Origin of the sequence: Paenibacillus sp. V4I9, from assembly GCF_030817295.1 — a bacterium.
Classification (GTDB): Bacteria; Bacillota; Bacilli; order Paenibacillales; family NBRC-103111; genus Paenibacillus_E.
The window spans coordinates 858,887-877,600 of sequence record NZ_JAUSZE010000001.1 but is presented as its reverse complement, the minus strand read 5'-3'; the positions used below and the strand labels follow the sequence as shown (position 1 = coordinate 877,600).

Below are 18,714 nucleotides of genomic sequence, written 5' to 3'. Positions count from 1 at the left end.
CTGCTTCTTTTACATGTTGACAGATAAATACTCTATAATTATAATAACTATTATTAGATTAAATATATTTAGGGTAAATATTCATAGGAGTGAGTTGCAAACATGTTTCTGTTCGTCCTAGCATTGGCTGTAATCGCTTAGCTGGAACACACTATAAGATAAGGAGTTGTTCAAATGAACATTCAAATATTGGGACCTGAACATCAAGGTAAAGAAGAATTCGACGGCGGCAAAATAACGGCTCAGAAACCTCTAGGTTTCTCGGGACAAGGGGCAGTTACGGTTAGGCTTGGTCCTCTTTTCTACTGGGCTTGGGGACATGCAGAGTCGGAAGGAGGAATCGGGTTTCATCCTCACCAAGGTTTTGAGATCATTTCTTATGGAATTGCCGGACAAGGCTTTCACAAAGACACGCTCGGCACCGAAAGCATCCTTGGACCAGGTGATATTCAACTCATGCAAGCGGGCTCGGGTATTCATCATGCCGAAAGCGTCGAGGCGGGCTTCGAGAGTTTTCAAATCTGGCTTGAGCCTTACTTGAATGAAGCTGTAAGGCGAGCGCCAACCTATTCTCTGTTCAAGCATGAGCAGTTTCCTCAGTCACGACAGGATGGAGTGAACGTAAAGACGATATTGGGAGAAGGCTCCCCCATCCTCCAACTAGTAACAGATGCTCGGATGTTTGACGTCGAGATTCAGCCAGGTACGTCGTACGTCCATCGGGTTTTGCCGAACCGGACGCTTGCCGGTTTGTCGATTAGAGGGGACGGCGGTTCCTTAAGGGCAACTGGACAAGAACCCGTCTCATTCAAGAATAAAGACTTTGCGATCGTTCAATGTGAACAAGAAGGAGAAATCAACATACGCGCTTCAGGAGAAAAGCTTCGAATGTTTCTAATTGAAGTTCCTACTGAGGTTGAATATCCTTTGTATGATAAGGCCAGATAAGGGGGATGGAGAATGACTGAACGCGATGCTGAGGGTAAGGAACTTGATTTAAAACTAATACGCGTAATAAGAAACATGGTGAAAGAGTTGTACGGGAGCTTAGAACGTGACATTGACAGCTATGGCCTCAGTGGGGAGACCTTTCAAATTTTGGAGTTTCTTTATAATAAAGGACCGCAGCCCATCCAGAAAATAAGCGACACCTTCTCGATTCCAAGCGGGAGTATCACCTACGTGGTCGATAAGCTTGAGAAGAAGGGCTTCGTGGAACGACTCCCCATCCCGGGTGATCGACGAAAAACGAATGTGACATTGACTGCTGAAGGGCGAAGCTACTTTGATAATATCTTCCCAAGGCATGTTCAAACGATCTCCGATAATTTGTCCTTCGCAACGGACGGGGAGAAGCTCGAACTTATTCACGTGCTGAAGAAAATTGGGTATGGTATCAAGAATCGTGAAGGCAATACCAATAATGATGGATCAGATTCTTTTTGAAAGAAGGATTTTACTTAAATTTTGTATGTAGGGGGATTTGAAAATGGAAATAGGTGTAGATACATTTGTCGAAACAACTCCGGATGTTAAAACGGGCAAGACAATAAGTCATGCGGAGCGGTTGCGTGAGGTTGTTGAAGAAATCGTCCTTGCCGATCAGGTTGGGTTGGATATATTTGGGGTCGGTGAGCATCATCGTAAGGAATTTGCGGATTCCGCTACTGTCGTTGTGCTGGCTGCAGCGGCGTCCATGACCAAAAGGATACGCTTAACCAGTTCGGTTACCGTGCTCTCTGCTGTTGATCCAGTACGTTTGTTTCAGCAATTTGCCACGCTCGATGGTATTTCAAATGGTCGTGCTGAGATTATCGCGGGTCGAGGCTCTATGGTCGATGCGTTTCCATTGTTTGGTTATGATTTAAAAGACTATGATGAGCTTTACGCGGAAAAATTGGAACTATTATTAAAATTAAGGGACTCGGAGAAGATATCCTGGAAAGGAAAGCATCGACCTGCGCTTACGAATCTGGGTGTGTATCCGCGTCCAGTTCAGAACCCTTTACCCGTGTGGCTTGGCAGTGGGGGTAATGCGCAATCGGTAATACGAGCAGGGGAACTGGGACTGCCTCTTGTTTTGGCGATCATTGGCGGGAGCCCCTTGCAATTTGCTCCGCTCGTGCCGCTCTATAAGAACGCTGCTACTCGTGCAGGACATGATGCATCGAAATTAAAGATAGCCGTACACTCACTCGGGTTCGTTGCGGAGAGTACTTCGCTTGCGGCCGAAAAGTATTTCCCTCCCACTCAGGCAGTGTTTAATTCAATGAGTAAAGAGCGTGGTTGGGGACATTATAGCCGTTCACAATTCGATGCCTCATGCAGCCCAGAAGGCGCATTCTACGTAGGCGATCCCGAAACGGTGGCCAACAAAATTATTTATATGCAAAAACATTTAGGCTTCTCACGATTTTTCCTACATTTACCTGCCGGCAGCATGCCACATGAGGATGTTATGAAATCCATTGAACTATTGGGTAAGGAAGTCGCACCGCGAGTTCGGGAAGAGGTCGCAAGATGGGAAGCTGAAAATGAGGGTAAGTAGAAAGTTAGCGATAATAAAAGCCGTCTAATTCTAGGTGACTTTTTTCTATCGAGAATTCAACTATTGTTTATTGAAAAATAGGTCTTGGCAAATTCTCCGAATTGTTGGACAACCTATTCGACGGTCAGATCATATTAGGTTTTATTGTATGCTGTGAAGAAGAGCCTCGTATATATGGATACCATTTGCCCAAGTCACGACTCCTTCAAGGAGAAGGACTCGATAACGTTAAAAACAATCAACGCGATGCGCAAAAACTAGGTATTACAGGGTGCCTTTCTTTATCCTGAATGAGAAACAGCAGGTTGTTTTCGTTAAGTGTTCATTGAAAATAAAGATTTAGACAATAAACCAATAAAAGTGCAAGCATCCGCGCTGTGAATGAACGCAACTCTTCAAAAGCAAATGACGCAGATCCACAAGCTGTAGCGAAGAAATTGCACATATTCTCAGCTTTTCGGCAGACAGCCAGCACGCTCGTGAATAGGTGCGGCTGAAGAAAATCGCTTGACATGGAGTAAACTCCATACGATACGATACAAATGAAAACGAACATGCTTAATCGCATAATCAATATGATGGGAGGAGGGTGAGGGATGGAGCCTACATTTTCAATCGCAGAGATTTCCAAGAGGACAGGTCTCAGTTACGATACGATACGTTATTATGAGAAAATTGGGCTGCTGCCGCCAGTGAAGCGTAAGGAAAACGGGCAGAAGGAATACGACAAGCTCCATCTCGACCGTTTCGTCTTCATTACCCATCTAAAACGAACCAATATGCCGCTGAAGGAAATTGAAAGGTATATGACCCTGGCATCCGCTCGAAATTACGAGAGCTGCTACAGCGTACTTCATGAGCACAAAAGATGGCGGAAATGAACGCTACTTTGGAAATGATGAATTACAAGCTGGACCACTTTAAGGACCTGATGAAACGTTCAGGCTTAGGAGGAGATTGAACTATGCATACAGATCACACATATAAGATTACACCTCAAGCACCGATCCCATCGGGCTACGGGCCGCAAACAACAGCGCGAGAAGCGCTAGCCGGACTTGACCTAAGCGGCAAGATCGCCATCGTGACCGGCGGGTACTCCGGTGTCGGACTTGAGACAACCCGCGCTCTGGCGGAAGCAGGTGCGTCGGTAATTGTACCCGCGCGTACGCCGGAGAAAGCCCGCACTTTAATTGCTAATATCCCGAGAGTGGAGCTGGAGGAGCTGGATCTTATGGCCCCTGATTCCATCGATGCATTCGCGCAGCGGTTTCTGAATACTGGCCGGCAGTTGGATATGCTCATTAATAATGCAGGCATCATGGCTCCTCCGCTGGTGCGCGATTCGCGCGGCTATGAATCCCAGTTCGCGACCAATCACTTGGGACACTTCCAGTTGACAGCTCGGCTTTGGCCTTCTTTGAAACAAGCAGGAAACGCGCGTGTTGTCTCCGTCTCTTCAACCGGTGTCCGCTTCGGAGGCGTTGATTTTGAAGATCCAAACTTCGACCGGCAGGAGTATAACAAGTGGAAGGCCTATGGACAGTCCAAATCTGCCAATGCGCTATTTGCTGTTGAGCTGGACCGCTTAGGCAATGCGTACGGCGTTCGCGCCTTTTCTGTCCATCCCGGCAGAATCATGACTGATTTGGTGCGTTATATGTCGGATGAGGAGAAGAGCGCAGCAGGCGGGGAATTTAAGACCACTGAGCAGGGAGCTGCAACAAGCGTTTGGTGTGCGACGAGTCCTCAGCTTAAGGGCAAAGGCGGCGTTTATTGCATAGATGCCGATATTGCCGAGGTCATTACGGCCGAAGCTTTGCAGGGGCTTGGTCAAGTGATGTCCGGTGTTCTTCCTTGGGCGATCGATCCTGGCTTTGCGGAGCGGCTTTGGTTGCTCAGCGAGGAGATGACTGGCGTGAAATTCAGGACCTGAGCATGACACTATATTAACAATTTTATTTACATTGAAATGATCAACTTGAGAAAATGGAAACAATCTCTTTACCGTCTAGTGAGTGAATCGGGCTTGGCTGCTGCAGCTCACAAACCTGGGTTCTTCTGGTCCGAAAGAACCCTATAAATGAACCCAGTGCCGTGTAGGCACTGGGTTCATTTATATTTCCTAACCACGAGAGGGTACTGTAACCATTCTCGGATTACTTTCCAACCGTATACAAGATGTTAAGAAGGGAATACTTGGAGAGAATCTGCTCTGAAGGAGAACGTAAATGAAGTCCACTGAAAAAATATCGGGAAGTCAATTATGCTTGTTAATTTTTTCCTTTATAGCTCCCATCGTCATTCTTATGATACCAGGTTTGGAGTCGAAGTTCTCCAAGCAAGATACATGGATAACGATTTTTCCTGCTACCTTGATGGGGGCATTAACGATTTGGGTGATGATCATATTGTCGAATCGCTACCCGGGTCTTACGATTATACAGTACAGCTCTCAAATCATAGGGAAATGGCCTGCAAAATGCTTAGGATGTTATTTTATTTATTACTGGATTAGTTATGATTTCGTCGTTCTTAATCAACACATACAGTTTATTAATACCGTTCTGCTCATGAGAACTCCTGCTATCGTTGTCAGTCTAACGTTGGCACTCTTATGCGGTTTAGCAGCCTATATGGGTATCGAATCTATCGCAAGATCTAATGAGTACATTTCCTTACTCATCTTTGCTCTGTTGATTCCACTCTTGATACTCATGCTCACGGAATCTGATTCGGAGCGGATCCTTCCTGTGATGAGTCATGGAATGGTTCCAGTCCTTCAGGCGTCCGTTTTCTCAACCACTTACTTAAGTCAATTTTTTATTTTGGGGTGGCTTCTTCCTTATTTGAATCAACCGAAGAAAGCAACCAAAGTTTCGTTCATCGCATTGTTGCTTATCACTGGTCTTCTCTGCATTGCTGTTATACCTCTGATTATGATCTTTGGGCCGTTAACCGATAAATTGACTTTTCCAGTGTTAGAAGTAATTCGGTATATAGGCATAACAGGAAGCTTTGAACGCTTGGAAGCTTTAGGGGTGGCTATATGGGTTATGGGTTGCTTTGTAAAAGATGCTCTCATCTGCTTTATTATATGTCTAAGTGTAAGCCATCTTTTTAACATAAGAAATTACAGGGACTTTGTATTCCCTATAACGATTTTGGCAGGGATAGGATCGGTTTCGGTTTTTAAATATTATTCCACTGATTTGACTACTTTTCTTAGATATTCTTATCCAAGTTTTGCAATTTTCACACAATTCATTTTACCCCTTGCACTTCTAATGATTGATACGATAAAGTGGCGCTGGAGGAAGTCAGTGGTTTAGTTGAAGGAGAACGCGAATGGAGTCCGCTGAAAAATATCGGGAACTCAATTATGTTTATTACTTTTTTCCTTTATAGCTCCCACCGTCATTCTTATCATGCCGGGAGTGTTGTCGAAAATTTCCAAGCAAGATGCGTGGATAACGATTTTTCCTGCTGTCTTGATCGGGTCATTAACGATTTGGGCGATGATCAGAATCGCTACCCGGGTCTTACGATTATACAGTACAGCTCTCAAATCATAGGGAAATGGCCTGCAAAATGCTTAGGATGCTATTTTATTTATTACTGGTTTAATTTTGATTTCATCGCTCTTAATCAACACATACAGTTTATAAATACCGTTCTGTTCATGAGAACTCCTGCTATCGTTGTCAGTCTAACGTTGGCACTCTTATGCGGTTTAGCAGCCTATATGGGTATCGAATCTATCGCAAGATCTAATGAGTACATTTCCTTACTCATCCTTATTTTGTTGATTCCACTCTTGATACTCATGCTCGCAGAATCTGATCCGGAGCGGCTCCGTCCAGTGATGAGTCAAGGAATGGTCCCAGTCCTTCAGGGGACCATATTCCCAGTCGCTTACTTAGGTCAAATTATTATTTTGGGGTGGCTTCTTCCTTATTTGAATCAACAAATTGACTTTTCCAGTTAGATGTAGTTCGGTATGTAGGTATAAAAGGAATCTTTGAACGCTTGGAGGCTTTAGGGGTGGCTATATGGTCATGGGTTGTCATCTTTTTAACATTAGAAATTACAAGGACTTTGTATTCCCTTTAACGATTTTGTCAGTAATAGGATCGGTTTCGGTTTTTAATTTATATTCCACTGAATTGACTACTTATCTTAGATATTCTTTTCCAAGTTATGCATTTATTACGCAATCCATTTTACCCCTTACACTTCTAATGATTGATACGATAAAGAGGCGCTGGAGGAAGTCAGAGGTTTAGATTTCATTGTTTTAAAATGATTTTTCCGATGGGCTCAAAAATGAATCTCACAGGAGCTGTTATGCTAATATGAACATGGGCAAATAATAAAGAGCCTAGAATCATACATAATCCCATCAAACAACTATATACAACAGCTACTTTAGGCTGTTTTTTATTTAGAAACATCTGAACTTTATAGTAAGACCAACCCAACGTGAAAATAACAAAAGTTGATATTTGCAGGATCATTATTCGGACTCCTTCTCGAAGGAAGAATGCACCATTCCCTCTCCTTTTATTATCAGGTTAACTTCAACCGATATATCTGCCTCTGGAAACCGAGTATCCCATTGATTTTTCAAAATTGCCCACTTTTCAGGGTTATGCTTATAAATTTCTTGGCCAAAGCCCACGCTATCCACTTTATATTTCTTTTGGATTTTAAATATAACATCTTGGACTTGTTTCTTGGCTGCATCTTCAAGCGCTTTTGTTATTAGCTTCAAATTCTTTGGTTCGTTGATATCCAGACCGGAGTTATTCTCGGTCAAACTTCCTTGACCTTCCAGATGGATCTTAAATTGTACAGAATCATACCCAGTCTGCGTAATGATCTTGCGGTCAGCATGGGTTATCACCATCCCAACTTCCCCATTACCTTCGGGTAAATTTGCCGTGATTCGACCGAACTTCAGCTTGTCCGTCACCCACATCAGCCCGAATGTTTCATTTATATCTAATAAACCAGATAGTTTTAAATCTTTAAAAACGCCGGCGCCCGCTAACCTAAATAGTTGCTTATGTGGATCTTTTGAGTGGATATCGGATTCAATTACCCCAACAACGGGATGAACACCCTCACTTTCAGACGAAATAAAAAAATCCTTCAATGTTACTGCTAAATCATCTCCCGAATTTTCCATTTCCCTCACTGCTTCGATTGGCACTTGCTTTAAAGGATAATTCATTTGCAAAATATTCTTCCCTTCTTCCCCTTTAACAACCATGATATAGGTTTTTAAGCGATTTCTTGGGTCATGAGTAAAGATATCCAGTACACCTTGAATTCCATGCTTAGCTAAACGTTCACTAATAAACACAACGCTGCGATGAGAGTAGAACAATATACGTGAACTTTTCTTCTGAAGTTTTTGATGAATTTCATTTCCATTTTTTCCTTCTGCGGATATAACGAAAAATTTATCTTTGCTGCCGCTCCCTCCACCACTCATTCCTCCTTCAGTAGATGGAGTTGCGATTTGAAGGGAACATAGCAGCATGTTGCCGTCGTCCGACAGGTCCATTGCAGTACCTGTGACAAATGCAAGATCATTCATTTCCATACGATCCCAACACCCGCTAATAAAGACAAATACGAGAAGAATCATATATTTTAGTCTTCTCATCACTTAACCCCCAATCCTTTAATCCGCCTCAACCTAAATTTCTATGAACTGCTAAGACCGCCCTCCCTCTTGATTCGATCTTGTCGACGAGCGAAATTTCGCCCAAATCGGTATCCTTATCAAAACATCCTTCAAGCCGGTCAACTTAAGCGGAGAGACTGGAGAAAAATAAAGAACCCCGAAGGAACGAAGAGAAGTCACGTGTAATATGATGCCTATCAATCCTAGAACAATGCCATAGAGGCCCAGTGTCCCCGCTAAGAATAACATTGGAAAACGAAGTAATCGGATCCCATTTCCAAAACTATATCGAGGAATCGTAAACGCCGAAATTCCAGTGATGGACACGATAATGACTACTGGAGCAGATATTAATCCCGCTTGAACCGATGACTGGCCAATGACTAAACCTCCAACGATACTTATGGTTGGGCCTATCTGTTTAGGCAGACGATTTCCGGCTTCCCGCAGGGCTTCAAATATGACTTCCATAAGTAAAGCTTCAATCATCGCAGGAAAGGGAACGGCTTCCCTTGATGCAAGAATACTCAGCACAAGATTAGTGGGTATCATTTCCTGATGAAAGGTCGTAGTAGCTACATACAGCGGAGGTGCAAATATCGCTAAATTGATAAAGAGGAATCGAATCCATCGAACAAAAGTAGCGACTGGCCAACGACTATAGTAATCTTCACTTGCCTGAAGTCCTGTCCAGAACGTCATCGGAACAATAAGGACAAATGGGGTAGTATCCACAAGAATGGCTACTTTTCCTTCAAGCAATTCAGCAGCCACTACATCTGGACGTTCTGTGCTGTGGACTTGGGGAAATGGTGAATACGGTTGATCCTCAATAAATTCTTCGATATACGCTGAATCGAGTACACCGTCCAATTGTATGGAATTCAATCTTGTTCTAACTTCGTCAACTAATGTTTCCTGCACAATACCCTTTAGGTACGTAATGGCTATTCGAGTCTGGGAAAGCTCTCCTAAAGTAATATACTCTATCTTTAATTTTGAAGTTTTGAGTCTTGAACGTATCAAACTTATGTTTGTTGAAATATGTTCAATAAAACCGTCCCTTGGGCCGCGTATAACAGGCTCGGATGACGCTTCTTCAATACTTCTTTTGGATGAACCGGGAATTGAGACCGTTATCACATTGCTGCTACCTGTAATTAGAATGGCGGCATAACCCTCTAATAGGTTACGAATGGTTTCCGATACTTTTTTAGAGCTATTCGTGGTTCCAACGGAGATCATCTCACTTTTAAGATCTCCTGCTTCCTTCGGAAATTTATCATTTGTTATGCTCGTGAGCATTGGTTTAATTACATGCTCATCGAGCATTTTTGTATCAATCAAGTTATCTATGTAAACAATGAGCCCTTGAAGGTTATGATTACCTTCTATCCTTCGGTATTCCAAGTCAGAACAATCCTGGAATGTTTCTCTTAAAATCTTTTCGTTTTGCTCGATATCCGATGTAAACTCATTATTATTGTCTTCCTCCAGGTTAGTGCTTTTCATTTTAAGAAGATTTTCGTTTTTTTTGAATTTACCTCTTTTAAACCATCTCATGAAAGATCCTCCTGGTTGACACAGTCACTGCTATTATTCCAACTGGAGTAAAACATATACGATGAATACGACTTCGATGAATTTATTGAACCGAAACGATTCCCAGCAGAACTGATCACAGCTAGTGAAACGTTCAGGAGAATTGCCGTCTGCCTATATCCTCACATAAATCAAACCCACTGCCAACACGGCACTGGGTTCATTTATAGGGATATTAACGTAATTACTTCATCTTAGCGGCAAGCTGCCGGCGATATTCCAACGCAGGTAGTCCGCCCCAACCCCAATTCTCGGTATCAACCTCTTCGATAACTACGAAGGTAGCTTCTAACGGTTTGTTCAGAACGTTGAGAAGAAGCTCGCTAGCCCCTTTTATGAGCGCCGCCTTTTCTTCCGCCGTGACAGACTGACGATCTGGTGTGGTACCCTCACGGGTCACTTGGATCGTAACGATCGGCATGGAAATTTCCCCCCATTCGGAATGATATGTTTAGTTATTATTTTCCTAAACCGTTTTTAACCCAACTAGCAACGGATACGGCGCGTTTTGCTTGATGCTCGGCAGCAGCCCGCACGTCTTCCTTTATCGCTCCATTTTGATCCACGGATATACTTGTCCCGTATGGATGTCTCCAAAGTCATTCCATTTTTATTTAATAGAGAATAGTTTGCGCCTGATTGATAGTTTCTTGCACGATACTCTCTGCACTTTGGCCAGAAGTAAGCATCCGCAAACCTTGTCCTGCCCATAAAGACATATAATCGGGATTATTTTGCTTGGCCGCAGCAGTTCTAATATCCCTTGTCGCGGTATTTTGAGTAGGGAACGGAAGCGGCTCTAACCCGCTCTTATCCCAGACTTCGATAAATTCGTTAGCAACCCCTCTGGCTGGACGACCGGAAAACACGTTCGTGATCACTGTGCTCTCCTCGGTGCTGGCAAGCAGTTTTTGCTGATACGAGATATGCGCTCCCGATTCAACCGAAGTCAGGAAGCGCGTTCCCATCTGCACACCCTGTGCCCCAAGTGCGAGGGCGGCGACAAGCCCGCGGCCATCCATAATCCCTCCTGCCGCAATTACCGGAACATGAACACGGTCAACAATTTGCGGTACTAAGGCCATTGTGCCAATATTAGCACCCATGGGTCGATTGGAGATGTCAAATGTCCCACGATGCCCCCCGGCCTCGCTGCCCTGAGCCACAATCGCGTCGCATCCCGCCTGTTCAGCAAGGAGCGCTTCATTGACCGTCGTCACCATTGTGACAATTCGAATGCCGCCCGCTTTGGCTTGCTCAATCATATGTGCAGGAAGAACGCCAAACGCCGTGCTGATAATCGGGACTTTTTCCTCCAGCACAACGGTGAATTGTTGCTCGAAATGATCTGGCGTCCGCACGGCTTCTCCCGCGACCTGCGGTAGCCCGAATTTATTTCGGATATCATTTAGTCCCCGTTGAACTTCTTCAGTTCTCGTATTATCGTCGGTAGCACGAATAGCAAATAAATTCACTCCAAAGGGAGCATTCGTTAACTTACGAATGTCACGAATCGCACTGCGGAGCGCTTCGGGCTCCATATAAGCGGCTCCCAGCGTGCCAAGCCCACCCGCATTGGATACGGCCGCAGTCAAGCTGACTGTTCCAGGTCCTCCTGCCATGCCCGCCAAGAAGATTGGGTAACGAATATTAAAAATGTGACAAAGCTCTGTGTCAAGTTTCATATTCATCTTCCTCCTCTTACGTTACCTTAATTATCCTGCGGTAGTTCTCCGGTGTTGAGAGAATCGAGATATGCCAATTTACTGCGCTCCAATGGCTCATCGGGACGTGCTTTTTAATCCATTTGGAAAAACGGCGCGTTTTTCATATAGACAATATCGATATTCTCATGTAGAGGACCGTTTTGTTCAGTTCTTTCCTTAAGCTCCAGCCATTCTGGATCTTCCAGAAAGGCTTGGAAGTTCCGTTCACGGGATGCCGCGTCCAGATGCTCAAGTACGTAATACAACCGATCCTTTGATTCGTCCACATCTACCCAAAAATTAGTTACCTTCATGTCATGCTTAGCAAAAATTCTTATCGTATCATCCCGAAACCGATCCAGTATCGCTTGCATGCGGCCGGGAACCACTTGGTAAATCCGCAGTTCGTACAGCATAAACGCCATCCTCCTTTTCTGAATTCAGTATTTGTCTGTATTCAAAAGATTATTTACGGCTTACCACTGTCCGGCATTTTGACCGCCATCGACATGAAGAATCTCTCCGGTCACGAATTGTGCGGATTCTAGATACACAATGGCGTCAACAATATCCTGAACCTCGCCCATTCGGCCCATTGGGTGCAATTTAGCCAAAAAGTCGTGTGTCTCTACCGAATGCATCGGTGTTTTGGTGATCCCTGGCGCGACTGCATTCACGCGAATGCCCTTGTCTGCATATTCAATCGCCAGCGATTTCGTTGCCGCGTTCAAGCCTCCTTTGGTCAGTGCGGCAAGAACGGATGGCACGGCTTTAAGGGGCTGCTCTGTAGTTCCGCTTGCCGTGATGTTGACGATGTGGCCGGAACCCGCCTTCAGCATCTCGGTCACCGCACGCTGAGTAACTTGGAAGAATCCTGCCACATTGATGGAGAGTACCGATTCAAAATCCGCTTCAGTGAAGTCCGTGAATGGTTTCGCTATAAAAATACCGGCATTGTTCACCAGTGTGTCGATACGTCCAAAGCGCGAAATTGCTTCGCCGATTAAGCGTTCAGCTATTTGCGGATCTGAAATGTCGCCGGCAACATATGCCACATGCGCGCCTGTCGGATCGATTTCATTTGCAGCCTCAACCAATGCTTGTTCGCGGCGACCATTGATGACTACATTGGCTCCTCGTTTCACTAGTTCAATTGCTGCTGCTTTTCCCATACCGCTGCTTCCACCTGTAATTACTGCTACTTTACCTTGAACACTCATTTCTCCATTCTCCTTTATCTACCTATTAGAAGGTAGTTTGTATTTGAAAAAATATCAGACCTTCTGATCTGCTCGTTCATCATACAATGATTCTGTTATCCTGCATAATACAGAATAATGATATTGAGTATCTCAAATTCAGATACCTAAACCCAGGAAGTCTATATTCTAGAACAATGGGAAAGTCGATGGCGAGCCATTGCAGCAGCTTAACTATTCTCAAACACTCTTATAAAATCACTAGGAGATTGTAGACCAGATAGGCTGACCTTCTCGTTGATGACAAAGTAAGGCACCCCTCTGATTCCCAGCTTTTCCGCGTTGCGCTGTCCTAGTTCAACCTTTTCAATCCCATCGCCTTTAATAAGCCGCATTTTAAGTTCAGCAGCATCATCAGTGATCCCGTTTGCTCTTGCTATTTCCACAAGTTCATCCACATTACCGATATCGATGCCATTTTCAAAATAAGCCGTATATATCTTCTCAATCAATTGCTCTTGCAAGTTCTCTGGCGTAATAGCTATTAACTGATGGGATAAGGTAGTATTCGGTGTATATTTCACAATATCCATATTAAATCTAAGACCGAATTGAGCACCGGTTTCATTATACTGCCTCATTCTTGCTTCGAATTGAGGAACCCCGCCTAATCTGCCCATCATAACCTGGCGATAATCTTCTCCTTCAGGACGAATGCCAGGATTAATCTGAAAAGCATGCCAACGAACGATTGCCTTAGTGCCTTCTGGCAATTGTTTCAAAGCGGTTCGCAGACTGGTAGTTCCCATACGACACCAGGGACACATCGTATCCATATAAACATCAATCATCAATTTTTTCATGATTCAACCACAATTGGCTTTACCGTTTTAATATGATTAATATAATCGATGCTGCTCTGTGCTAATCGTTCATCCGTAACGATAGAAGTGTCGTTTAGTGAAAAGTGAGGCAGATAAGAGGCACTAATAAAATGAGCAAGTGCTTCTATAGGTCGCAATATTTCTCGGAGGGTAAAGCGATTGAACCCGGTTGCTTGATACGACTCTTCCGTACCATAGGTCGAGATCGCAACACCGATTTCTTTACCTGCTGTTTTAGTGCCATCCGGACCATAGGCCCAGCCGTATAGCAAGACGGAATCAAACCACTTTTTGAGTAATGGCGGTGTGCTGTACCAATAAAGCGGATATTGAAAAATAATCCGGTCATGCGCTTCAATCAATTGCTGCTCTCTAGCAACATCGATATTCTCTTCTGGGTACGATTTATATAATTCATGAATCGTGATATCGCCATGCTTTTGCAATTCCTCCACCCATGCTTTATTCCAGTTGGATGCGTCGATGTTCGGGTGAGTAACGATTACTAAAGTTTTCATTTTATTTGCTCCATTTCATCATTGTTTTAGGATCTTTTTTAATTTACGGACAGGTTTCCTGCATGATTTTCATTTGTTTATTGAAAATCTTTCTTGCTTGTTAACTAAGGGTCCATCAAGTTCTGAGATTCGTTTTACTTCAATCCATTCAGGATCGTTGCGGAAACGATCGTAGTTAAGGTTACGCATTTCCATATTGGCATGCTCAACAACATAATAAAGACGGTTATTTGCTTCATTTAAATCTTCCCAGAATTGCGTCACTTTCATACCATAATTCATAAATAATTGAACAACATGATCTCTTAACCTTTCTTGGATAACCTTCATCTTATCTAGATTTACATCATAAACTCGCAGCTCATATAATATCCAAGTGTTTGTGAGGCGAATAGCCCGTGGACATTTACTTGATTCGTCCACAACTACCCAAAAATTAGTTGCCTTCATGTCATGCTTAGCAAAAATTCTTATCGTATCATTCCGAAACCGATCCAGTATCGCTTGCATGCGGTCGGGAACCACTTGGTAAATCCGCAGTTCGTATATTGGGTTTATCCTATGTCTGTCTATTAGGGTAACTTTTCGTCAATTTGTTATTTCGGCATAGACGCTTAATCACGCCCTCATTATCAACCATCTAGCGATTACTTCCTCTTATCAGCAAGCTGATGTCGATACTCCAACACAGGCAGTCCGCCCCAACCCCAATTCTCGGTGTCAACCTCTTCGATAACTACGAAGGTAGATTCTAAAGGCTTTTTCAGAACGTTTAGCAAAAGCTCGCTGGCCCCTTTAATAAGCGCCGCCTTTTCTTCCGCTGTGACAGACTCACGATCTGGTGCGGTGCCCTCACGGGTCACTTGAATCGTAACGATCGGCATGGATATTCTCCCCATTCAAATTAGATTTGTTTTGTATCTACTGTTGCATTTGCTTAGTGACCAGCATTCTGTCCGCCATCAACATAAAGGATCTCACCAGTTACGAAATTGGCTGAATCCAAATATAAGACTGCTTCGACGATATCATGTGACTCGCCCATGCGTCCCATAGGATGCAATTTAGCTAGAGCATCGTGTGATTCAACAGGGTGCATTGGTGTTTTAATTACCCCAGGTGAGACTGCATTCACCCGAATTCCTTTGGAAGCATACTCAATTGCTAATGATTTCGTCGCCGATTTCAGACCGCCCTTCGTCAATGAGGCGAGTACGGAAGGAACGGCAACCGACGGTTGGTCAACTAGACTCGTCGTGATGGTAATGATGTGTCCCGTTCCTTGTTTAAGCATCTCAGTTACCGCACGTTGGGTAACGTGGAAGAAGCCGACGACATTCGTGGATAAATATGTTTCAAAGTCCTCTTCTGAATACTCCGTAAATGGCTTGGACATGAAAATTCCTGCATTATTAACTAGTGTATCGATGCGTCCATAGTGAGCCAAACTTTCGTCGATTAAGCGCTGCGCGGTCTTAGGATCTGCAACATTACCAGCAACAAACCGCACTTGTTTTCCTGTAGGATCGATTTCTTTTGCAGCTTCAGCCAACACTTGTTCGCCGCGTCCATTGATGATTACATTCGCTCCTCGATTCACCATCTCAATCGCCATGGCTTTCCCAAGACCGCTGCTTCCGCCAGTTATCACAAATACTTTTCCCTGAATATCCATGTGTTATTTCTCCTTATGAATTTCTAATTATGAAGAATAAATTAAGCGTAATGAATCTTATTATTGACCTAAACCGTTTTTAACTCGTGCCTTAATTATTTTCAAACAATTTAATAAATTCATTAGGAGATTGTAGTCCAGATAAGCTGATCTCCTCATTAATTACAAAGTAAGGAACCCCTCTGATCCCCAGCTTTTGCGCATTACGTTGTCCTAATTCAACTTTTTCAATTCCATCACCTTTAGTAAGCCGCATTTTTAACTCAGCATCATTAGTGATTCCAATTCCTCTTGCTATTTGTACAAGTTCATCCACATCTCCAATATTAATACCCTCTTCAAAGTAAGCAGTATATATCTTTTCAATCAATGGCTCTTTCAAGTTCTCTGGAGTAATAGCTATTAACTGATGGGATAAAGACGTATTGGGTGTATATTTTACAATATCCATATTATATTTAAGGCCATAACTTTCCCCGTAATCGTTATATTGCTTCAATCTTGCTTCGAATTGAGCAACTCCGCCTAATCTACCAATCATAACCTTCCGATAATCTTCTCCTTCAGGACGAATACTAGGGTTAATCTGAAAAGCATGCCAACGGACGGTTACCTTTTTATCTTTGGGTAATTGTTTCAAAGCGGTTAATAAACTTGATGTTCCCATACGACACCAGGGGCAACTTGTATCCATATAAACATCAATGATCAAGTCTTTCATTAGTCCACCACAATTGGCTTTACCGTTTTAACATGATTAATGTAATCGATGCTGCTCTGTGCTAATCGTTCATCCGTAACGATAGAAGTGTCGTTTAGTGAAAAGTGAGGCAGATAAGAGGCACTAATAAAATGAGCAAGTGCTTCTATAGGTCGCAATATTTCTCGCAGGGTAAAGCGATTGAACCCGGTTGCTTGATACGACTCTTCCGTACCATAGGTCGAGATCGCAACACCGATTTCTTTACCTGCTGTTTTAGTGCCATCCGGACCATAGGCCCAGCCGTATAGCAAGACGGAATCAAACCACTTTTTGAGTAATGGCGGTGTGCTGTACCAATAAAGCGGATATTGAAAAATAATCCGGTCATGCGCTTCAATCAATTGCTGCTCTCTAGCAACATCGATATTCTCTTCTGGGTACGATTTATATAATTCATGAATCGTGATATCGCCATGCTTTTGCAATTCCTCCACCCATGCTTTATTCCAGTTGGATGCGTCGATGTTCGGGTGAGTAACGATTACTAAAGTTTTCATTTTATTTGCTCCATTTCATCATTGTTTTTAGAAATCTTTTTTAGTTTACATACAGGTTCCTGCATGATTTTCATTTGTTATCGAAAAATGATACGTTTTTCATAAATATACTTTCTTGCTTGTTAACTAAGGGTCCATCAAGTTCTGAGATTCGTTTTACTTCAATCCATTCAGGATCGTTCCGGAAACGCTCGTAGTTAAGGTTACGCATTTCCATATTGGCGTGCTCAACAACATAATAAAGACGGTTATTCGCTTCATCCGAATCTTCCCAGAAATGCGTCACTTTCATATCATGATTCATAAATAATTGAATAACATGATCTCTGAACCTGTCTTGGATAACCTTCATCTTGCCTGGATTTACATCATAAACTCGCAGTTCATATAACATCCCTTCCCTCCTCCAATTATGAAAAATTGTTTGTTTACTACTTAACTTTGCCGATAAAAATATCCAAGTGTTAGTGACGCAAATAGCCAGTGGGCATTTACTTGATTTGGAAAAACGGCGCGTTTTTCATATAGACAATATCGATATTCTCATGTAGAGGACCGTTTTTTTCAGTTCTTTCCTTAAGATCCAGCCATTCTGGATCTTCCAGAAAGGCTTGGAAGTTCCGTTCACGGGATGCCGCGTCCAGATGCTCAAGCACGTAATACAACCGGTCCTTCGTTTCGTCTATGTCCACCCAAAAATTCGTTACCTCATGTCATGCTTAGCAAAAATTCTTATCGTATCATCCCGAAACCGATCCAGTATCGCTTGCATACGGCCAGGAACCACTTGGTAAATCCGCAGTTCGTACAGCATAAACACCATCCTCCTTTTCTGAATTCAGTATTTGTCTGCATTCAAAAGATTATTTACGGCTTACCACTGTCCGGCATTTTGACCGCCATCGACATGAAGAATCTCTCCGGTCACGAATTGTGCGGATTCCAGATACACAATGGCGTCAACAATATCCTGAGCCTCGCCCATTCGGCCCATTGGGTGCAATTTAGCCAAAAAGTCGTGTGTCTCTACCGAATGCATCGGCGTTTTGGTGATCCCTGGCGCGACTGCGTTCACGCGAATGCCCTTGTCCGCATACTCAATCGCCAGCGATTTCGTTGCCGCGTTCAAGCCTCCTTTGGTCAGTGCGGCAAGTACGGATGGCACGGCTTTAAGGGGCTGCTCTGTGGTTCCGCTTGCCGTGATGTTGACGATGTGGCCGGAACCCGCCTTCAGCATCTCGGTCACCGCACGCTGAGTAACTTGGAAGAATCCTGCCACATTGATGGAAAGTACCGATTCAAAATCAGCTTCAGTGAAGTCCGTGAATGGTTTCGCTATAAAAATACCGGCATTGTTCACCAGTGTGTCGATACGTCCAAAGCGCGAAAGTGCTTCGCCGATTAAGCGTTCGGCTATTTGGGGATCTGAAATGTCACCGGCAACATATGCCACATGCGCGCCTGTCGGATCGATTTCATTTGCAGCCTCAACCAACGCTTCTTCGCGGCGGCCATTGATGACTACATTGGCTCCTCGTTTCACCAGTTCAATTGCTGCTGCTTTTCCAATACCGCTGCTTCCACCTGTAATTACTGCTACTTTACCTTGAACACTCATTTCTCTATT

The 18,714-nt window shown here is 43.6% G+C and carries 25 protein-coding genes and 1 pseudogene; 7 read left to right on the top strand and 19 right to left on the bottom strand.

Features of this window, described 5'->3' with window-relative positions:
- Nucleotides 1-174 precede the first annotated feature (174 nt).
- From QFZ81_RS04265 to QFZ81_RS04235, 7 genes are all read left to right on the top strand, one after another.
- Nucleotides 175-948, top strand: a complete 774-nt coding sequence (locus tag QFZ81_RS04265; protein WP_307601597.1) for a pirin family protein — start codon at nt 175-177, stop codon at nt 946-948.
- Between the two features lie 12 nt (nt 949-960).
- Complete coding sequence (locus tag QFZ81_RS04260) at nt 961-1,446, top strand: MarR family winged helix-turn-helix transcriptional regulator (RefSeq protein ID WP_307601595.1); 486 nt, start codon at nt 961-963, stop codon at nt 1,444-1,446.
- Nucleotides 1,447-1,489: 43 nt separating this feature from the next.
- Nucleotides 1,490-2,548 carry an LLM class flavin-dependent oxidoreductase gene (locus tag QFZ81_RS04255; protein WP_307601593.1) on the top strand — a complete coding sequence of 353 codons (1,059 nt, stop codon included), beginning with the start codon at nt 1,490-1,492 and terminating at the stop codon, nt 2,546-2,548.
- A 596-nt stretch (nt 2,549-3,144) separates the two neighbouring features.
- Nucleotides 3,145-3,429: a MerR family transcriptional regulator gene (locus tag QFZ81_RS04250; protein ID WP_307601591.1), complete on the top strand. Its 285-nt coding sequence runs from the start codon at nt 3,145-3,147 to the stop codon at nt 3,427-3,429.
- An 83-nt stretch (nt 3,430-3,512) separates the two neighbouring features.
- Entirely contained in the window at nt 3,513-4,484 is a 972-nt protein-coding gene (locus QFZ81_RS04245) for an oxidoreductase (RefSeq protein ID WP_307601589.1), read from the top strand.
- Between the two features lie 295 nt (nt 4,485-4,779).
- Nucleotides 4,780-5,880, top strand: coding sequence for a GerAB/ArcD/ProY family transporter (locus tag QFZ81_RS04240; RefSeq protein ID WP_307601587.1), 1,101 nt, complete (start codon nt 4,780-4,782; stop codon nt 5,878-5,880).
- A 50-nt stretch (nt 5,881-5,930) separates the two neighbouring features.
- A complete protein-coding gene (locus tag QFZ81_RS04235; protein ID WP_307601586.1) occupies nt 5,931-6,536 on the top strand; it encodes a GerAB/ArcD/ProY family transporter in 606 nt (201 codons plus the stop codon).
- Between the two features lie 301 nt (nt 6,537-6,837).
- Here the strand turns inward: QFZ81_RS04235 and QFZ81_RS04230 are convergent, their stop codons facing one another.
- The 19 genes and pseudogenes from QFZ81_RS04230 to QFZ81_RS04140 form a co-directional block, all read right to left on the bottom strand.
- Nucleotides 6,838-7,065, bottom strand: a complete 228-nt coding sequence (locus QFZ81_RS04230) for a hypothetical protein (RefSeq protein ID WP_307601584.1) — start codon at nt 7,063-7,065, stop codon at nt 6,838-6,840.
- The gene (locus QFZ81_RS04225; RefSeq protein WP_307601582.1) at nt 7,065-8,222 is read right to left on the bottom strand and encodes a Ger(x)C family spore germination protein; all 1,158 of its coding nucleotides are present in this window, start codon (nt 8,220-8,222) and stop codon (nt 7,065-7,067) included. The genes QFZ81_RS04230 and QFZ81_RS04225 overlap by 1 nt, the downstream gene beginning before the upstream one ends.
- A gap of 51 nt (nt 8,223-8,273) precedes the next feature.
- Nucleotides 8,274-9,806: a spore germination protein gene (locus tag QFZ81_RS04220; protein WP_307601580.1), complete on the bottom strand. Its 1,533-nt coding sequence runs from the start codon at nt 9,804-9,806 to the stop codon at nt 8,274-8,276.
- A 223-nt stretch (nt 9,807-10,029) separates the two neighbouring features.
- Nucleotides 10,030-10,266, bottom strand: a complete 237-nt coding sequence (locus QFZ81_RS04215) for a tautomerase family protein (protein WP_307601578.1) — start codon at nt 10,264-10,266, stop codon at nt 10,030-10,032.
- Between the two features lie 37 nt (nt 10,267-10,303).
- Nucleotides 10,304-10,435 (bottom strand): annotated as a pseudogene (locus tag QFZ81_RS04210) (NAD(P)H:quinone oxidoreductase, type IV); the annotation flags it as partial.
- Nucleotides 10,436-10,459: 24 nt separating this feature from the next.
- Nucleotides 10,460-11,536, bottom strand: coding sequence for an NAD(P)H-dependent flavin oxidoreductase (locus QFZ81_RS04205; protein ID WP_307601576.1), 1,077 nt, complete (start codon nt 11,534-11,536; stop codon nt 10,460-10,462).
- 107 nt (nt 11,537-11,643) lie between these two features.
- Nucleotides 11,644-11,967 carry an NIPSNAP family protein gene (locus tag QFZ81_RS04200; protein WP_307601574.1) on the bottom strand — a complete coding sequence of 108 codons (324 nt, stop codon included), beginning with the start codon at nt 11,965-11,967 and terminating at the stop codon, nt 11,644-11,646.
- Between the two features lie 60 nt (nt 11,968-12,027).
- Entirely contained in the window at nt 12,028-12,771 is a 744-nt protein-coding gene (locus QFZ81_RS04195; RefSeq protein ID WP_307601572.1) for an SDR family NAD(P)-dependent oxidoreductase, read from the bottom strand.
- Nucleotides 12,772-12,980: 209 nt separating this feature from the next.
- Nucleotides 12,981-13,613, bottom strand: a complete 633-nt coding sequence (locus QFZ81_RS04190; protein ID WP_307601570.1) for a DsbA family oxidoreductase — start codon at nt 13,611-13,613, stop codon at nt 12,981-12,983.
- A complete protein-coding gene (locus QFZ81_RS04185; RefSeq protein ID WP_307601568.1) occupies nt 13,610-14,152 on the bottom strand; it encodes an NAD(P)H-dependent oxidoreductase in 543 nt (180 codons plus the stop codon). The genes QFZ81_RS04190 and QFZ81_RS04185 overlap by 4 nt, the downstream gene beginning before the upstream one ends.
- Before the next feature lie 69 nt (nt 14,153-14,221).
- The gene (locus QFZ81_RS04180) at nt 14,222-14,662 is read right to left on the bottom strand and encodes an NIPSNAP family protein (protein ID WP_307601566.1); all 441 of its coding nucleotides are present in this window, start codon (nt 14,660-14,662) and stop codon (nt 14,222-14,224) included.
- A gap of 137 nt (nt 14,663-14,799) precedes the next feature.
- The gene (locus QFZ81_RS04175; protein ID WP_307447764.1) at nt 14,800-15,036 is read right to left on the bottom strand and encodes a tautomerase family protein; all 237 of its coding nucleotides are present in this window, start codon (nt 15,034-15,036) and stop codon (nt 14,800-14,802) included.
- A gap of 53 nt (nt 15,037-15,089) precedes the next feature.
- Complete coding sequence (locus tag QFZ81_RS04170) at nt 15,090-15,827, bottom strand: SDR family NAD(P)-dependent oxidoreductase (RefSeq protein WP_307601564.1); 738 nt, start codon at nt 15,825-15,827, stop codon at nt 15,090-15,092.
- 91 nt (nt 15,828-15,918) lie between these two features.
- Nucleotides 15,919-16,548 (bottom strand): DsbA family oxidoreductase, encoded by a 630-nt coding sequence (locus QFZ81_RS04165; protein WP_307601562.1) that lies wholly within the window; start codon nt 16,546-16,548, stop codon nt 15,919-15,921.
- A complete protein-coding gene (locus QFZ81_RS04160) occupies nt 16,548-17,087 on the bottom strand; it encodes an NAD(P)H-dependent oxidoreductase (RefSeq protein WP_307601560.1) in 540 nt (179 codons plus the stop codon). Before QFZ81_RS04160 ends, QFZ81_RS04165 begins: the two co-directional genes overlap by 1 nt.
- A gap of 70 nt (nt 17,088-17,157) precedes the next feature.
- Nucleotides 17,158-17,481 carry an NIPSNAP family protein gene (locus QFZ81_RS04155; RefSeq protein ID WP_307601558.1) on the bottom strand — a complete coding sequence of 108 codons (324 nt, stop codon included), beginning with the start codon at nt 17,479-17,481 and terminating at the stop codon, nt 17,158-17,160.
- A 97-nt stretch (nt 17,482-17,578) separates the two neighbouring features.
- Nucleotides 17,579-17,779: a hypothetical protein gene (locus QFZ81_RS04150; protein WP_307601556.1), complete on the bottom strand. Its 201-nt coding sequence runs from the start codon at nt 17,777-17,779 to the stop codon at nt 17,579-17,581.
- A gap of 11 nt (nt 17,780-17,790) precedes the next feature.
- Complete coding sequence (locus QFZ81_RS04145) at nt 17,791-17,901, bottom strand: NIPSNAP family protein (protein ID WP_307601554.1); 111 nt, start codon at nt 17,899-17,901, stop codon at nt 17,791-17,793.
- A 60-nt stretch (nt 17,902-17,961) separates the two neighbouring features.
- Nucleotides 17,962-18,705 (bottom strand): SDR family NAD(P)-dependent oxidoreductase, encoded by a 744-nt coding sequence (locus tag QFZ81_RS04140; protein WP_307601552.1) that lies wholly within the window; start codon nt 18,703-18,705, stop codon nt 17,962-17,964.
- Nucleotides 18,706-18,714: the final 9 nt, after the last annotated feature.

What these genes read in the sequence shown, in the direction of transcription:
- QFZ81_RS04265 (WP_307601597.1), top strand. Translation starts at nt 175, where the DNA reads ATGAACATTCAAATATTGGGACCTGAACATCAAGGTAAAGAAGAATTC.
- QFZ81_RS04260 (WP_307601595.1), top strand. Translation starts at nt 961, where the DNA reads ATGACTGAACGCGATGCTGAGGGTAAGGAACTTGATTTAAAACTAATA.
- QFZ81_RS04255 (WP_307601593.1), top strand. Translation starts at nt 1,490, where the DNA reads ATGGAAATAGGTGTAGATACATTTGTCGAAACAACTCCGGATGTTAAA.
- QFZ81_RS04250 (WP_307601591.1), top strand. Translation starts at nt 3,145, where the DNA reads ATGGAGCCTACATTTTCAATCGCAGAGATTTCCAAGAGGACAGGTCTC.
- QFZ81_RS04245 (WP_307601589.1), top strand. Translation starts at nt 3,513, where the DNA reads ATGCATACAGATCACACATATAAGATTACACCTCAAGCACCGATCCCA.
- QFZ81_RS04240 (WP_307601587.1), top strand. Translation starts at nt 4,780, where the DNA reads ATGAAGTCCACTGAAAAAATATCGGGAAGTCAATTATGCTTGTTAATT.
- QFZ81_RS04235 (WP_307601586.1), top strand. Translation starts at nt 5,931, where the DNA reads ATGTTTATTACTTTTTTCCTTTATAGCTCCCACCGTCATTCTTATCAT.
- QFZ81_RS04230 (WP_307601584.1), bottom strand. Translation starts at nt 7,065, where the DNA reads ATGATCCTGCAAATATCAACTTTTGTTATTTTCACGTTGGGTTGGTCT.
- QFZ81_RS04225 (WP_307601582.1), bottom strand. Translation starts at nt 8,222, where the DNA reads ATGAGAAGACTAAAATATATGATTCTTCTCGTATTTGTCTTTATTAGC.
- QFZ81_RS04220 (WP_307601580.1), bottom strand. Translation starts at nt 9,806, where the DNA reads ATGAGATGGTTTAAAAGAGGTAAATTCAAAAAAAACGAAAATCTTCTT.
- QFZ81_RS04215 (WP_307601578.1), bottom strand. Translation starts at nt 10,266, where the DNA reads ATGCCGATCGTTACGATCCAAGTGACCCGTGAGGGTACCACACCAGAT.
- QFZ81_RS04205 (WP_307601576.1), bottom strand. Translation starts at nt 11,536, where the DNA reads ATGAATATGAAACTTGACACAGAGCTTTGTCACATTTTTAATATTCGT.
- QFZ81_RS04200 (WP_307601574.1), bottom strand. Translation starts at nt 11,967, where the DNA reads ATGCTGTACGAACTGCGGATTTACCAAGTGGTTCCCGGCCGCATGCAA.
- QFZ81_RS04195 (WP_307601572.1), bottom strand. Translation starts at nt 12,771, where the DNA reads ATGAGTGTTCAAGGTAAAGTAGCAGTAATTACAGGTGGAAGCAGCGGT.
- QFZ81_RS04190 (WP_307601570.1), bottom strand. Translation starts at nt 13,613, where the DNA reads ATGAAAAAATTGATGATTGATGTTTATATGGATACGATGTGTCCCTGG.
- QFZ81_RS04185 (WP_307601568.1), bottom strand. Translation starts at nt 14,152, where the DNA reads ATGAAAACTTTAGTAATCGTTACTCACCCGAACATCGACGCATCCAAC.
- QFZ81_RS04180 (WP_307601566.1), bottom strand. Translation starts at nt 14,662, where the DNA reads ATGCAAGCGATACTGGATCGGTTTCGGAATGATACGATAAGAATTTTT.
- QFZ81_RS04175 (WP_307447764.1), bottom strand. Translation starts at nt 15,036, where the DNA reads ATGCCGATCGTTACGATTCAAGTGACCCGTGAGGGCACCGCACCAGAT.
- QFZ81_RS04170 (WP_307601564.1), bottom strand. Translation starts at nt 15,827, where the DNA reads ATGGATATTCAGGGAAAAGTATTTGTGATAACTGGCGGAAGCAGCGGT.
- QFZ81_RS04165 (WP_307601562.1), bottom strand. Translation starts at nt 16,548, where the DNA reads ATGAAAGACTTGATCATTGATGTTTATATGGATACAAGTTGCCCCTGG.
- QFZ81_RS04160 (WP_307601560.1), bottom strand. Translation starts at nt 17,087, where the DNA reads ATGAAAACTTTAGTAATCGTTACTCACCCGAACATCGACGCATCCAAC.
- QFZ81_RS04155 (WP_307601558.1), bottom strand. Translation starts at nt 17,481, where the DNA reads ATGTTATATGAACTGCGAGTTTATGATGTAAATCCAGGCAAGATGAAG.
- QFZ81_RS04145 (WP_307601554.1), bottom strand. Translation starts at nt 17,901, where the DNA reads ATGCTGTACGAACTGCGGATTTACCAAGTGGTTCCTGGCCGTATGCAA.
- QFZ81_RS04140 (WP_307601552.1), bottom strand. Translation starts at nt 18,705, where the DNA reads ATGAGTGTTCAAGGTAAAGTAGCAGTAATTACAGGTGGAAGCAGCGGT.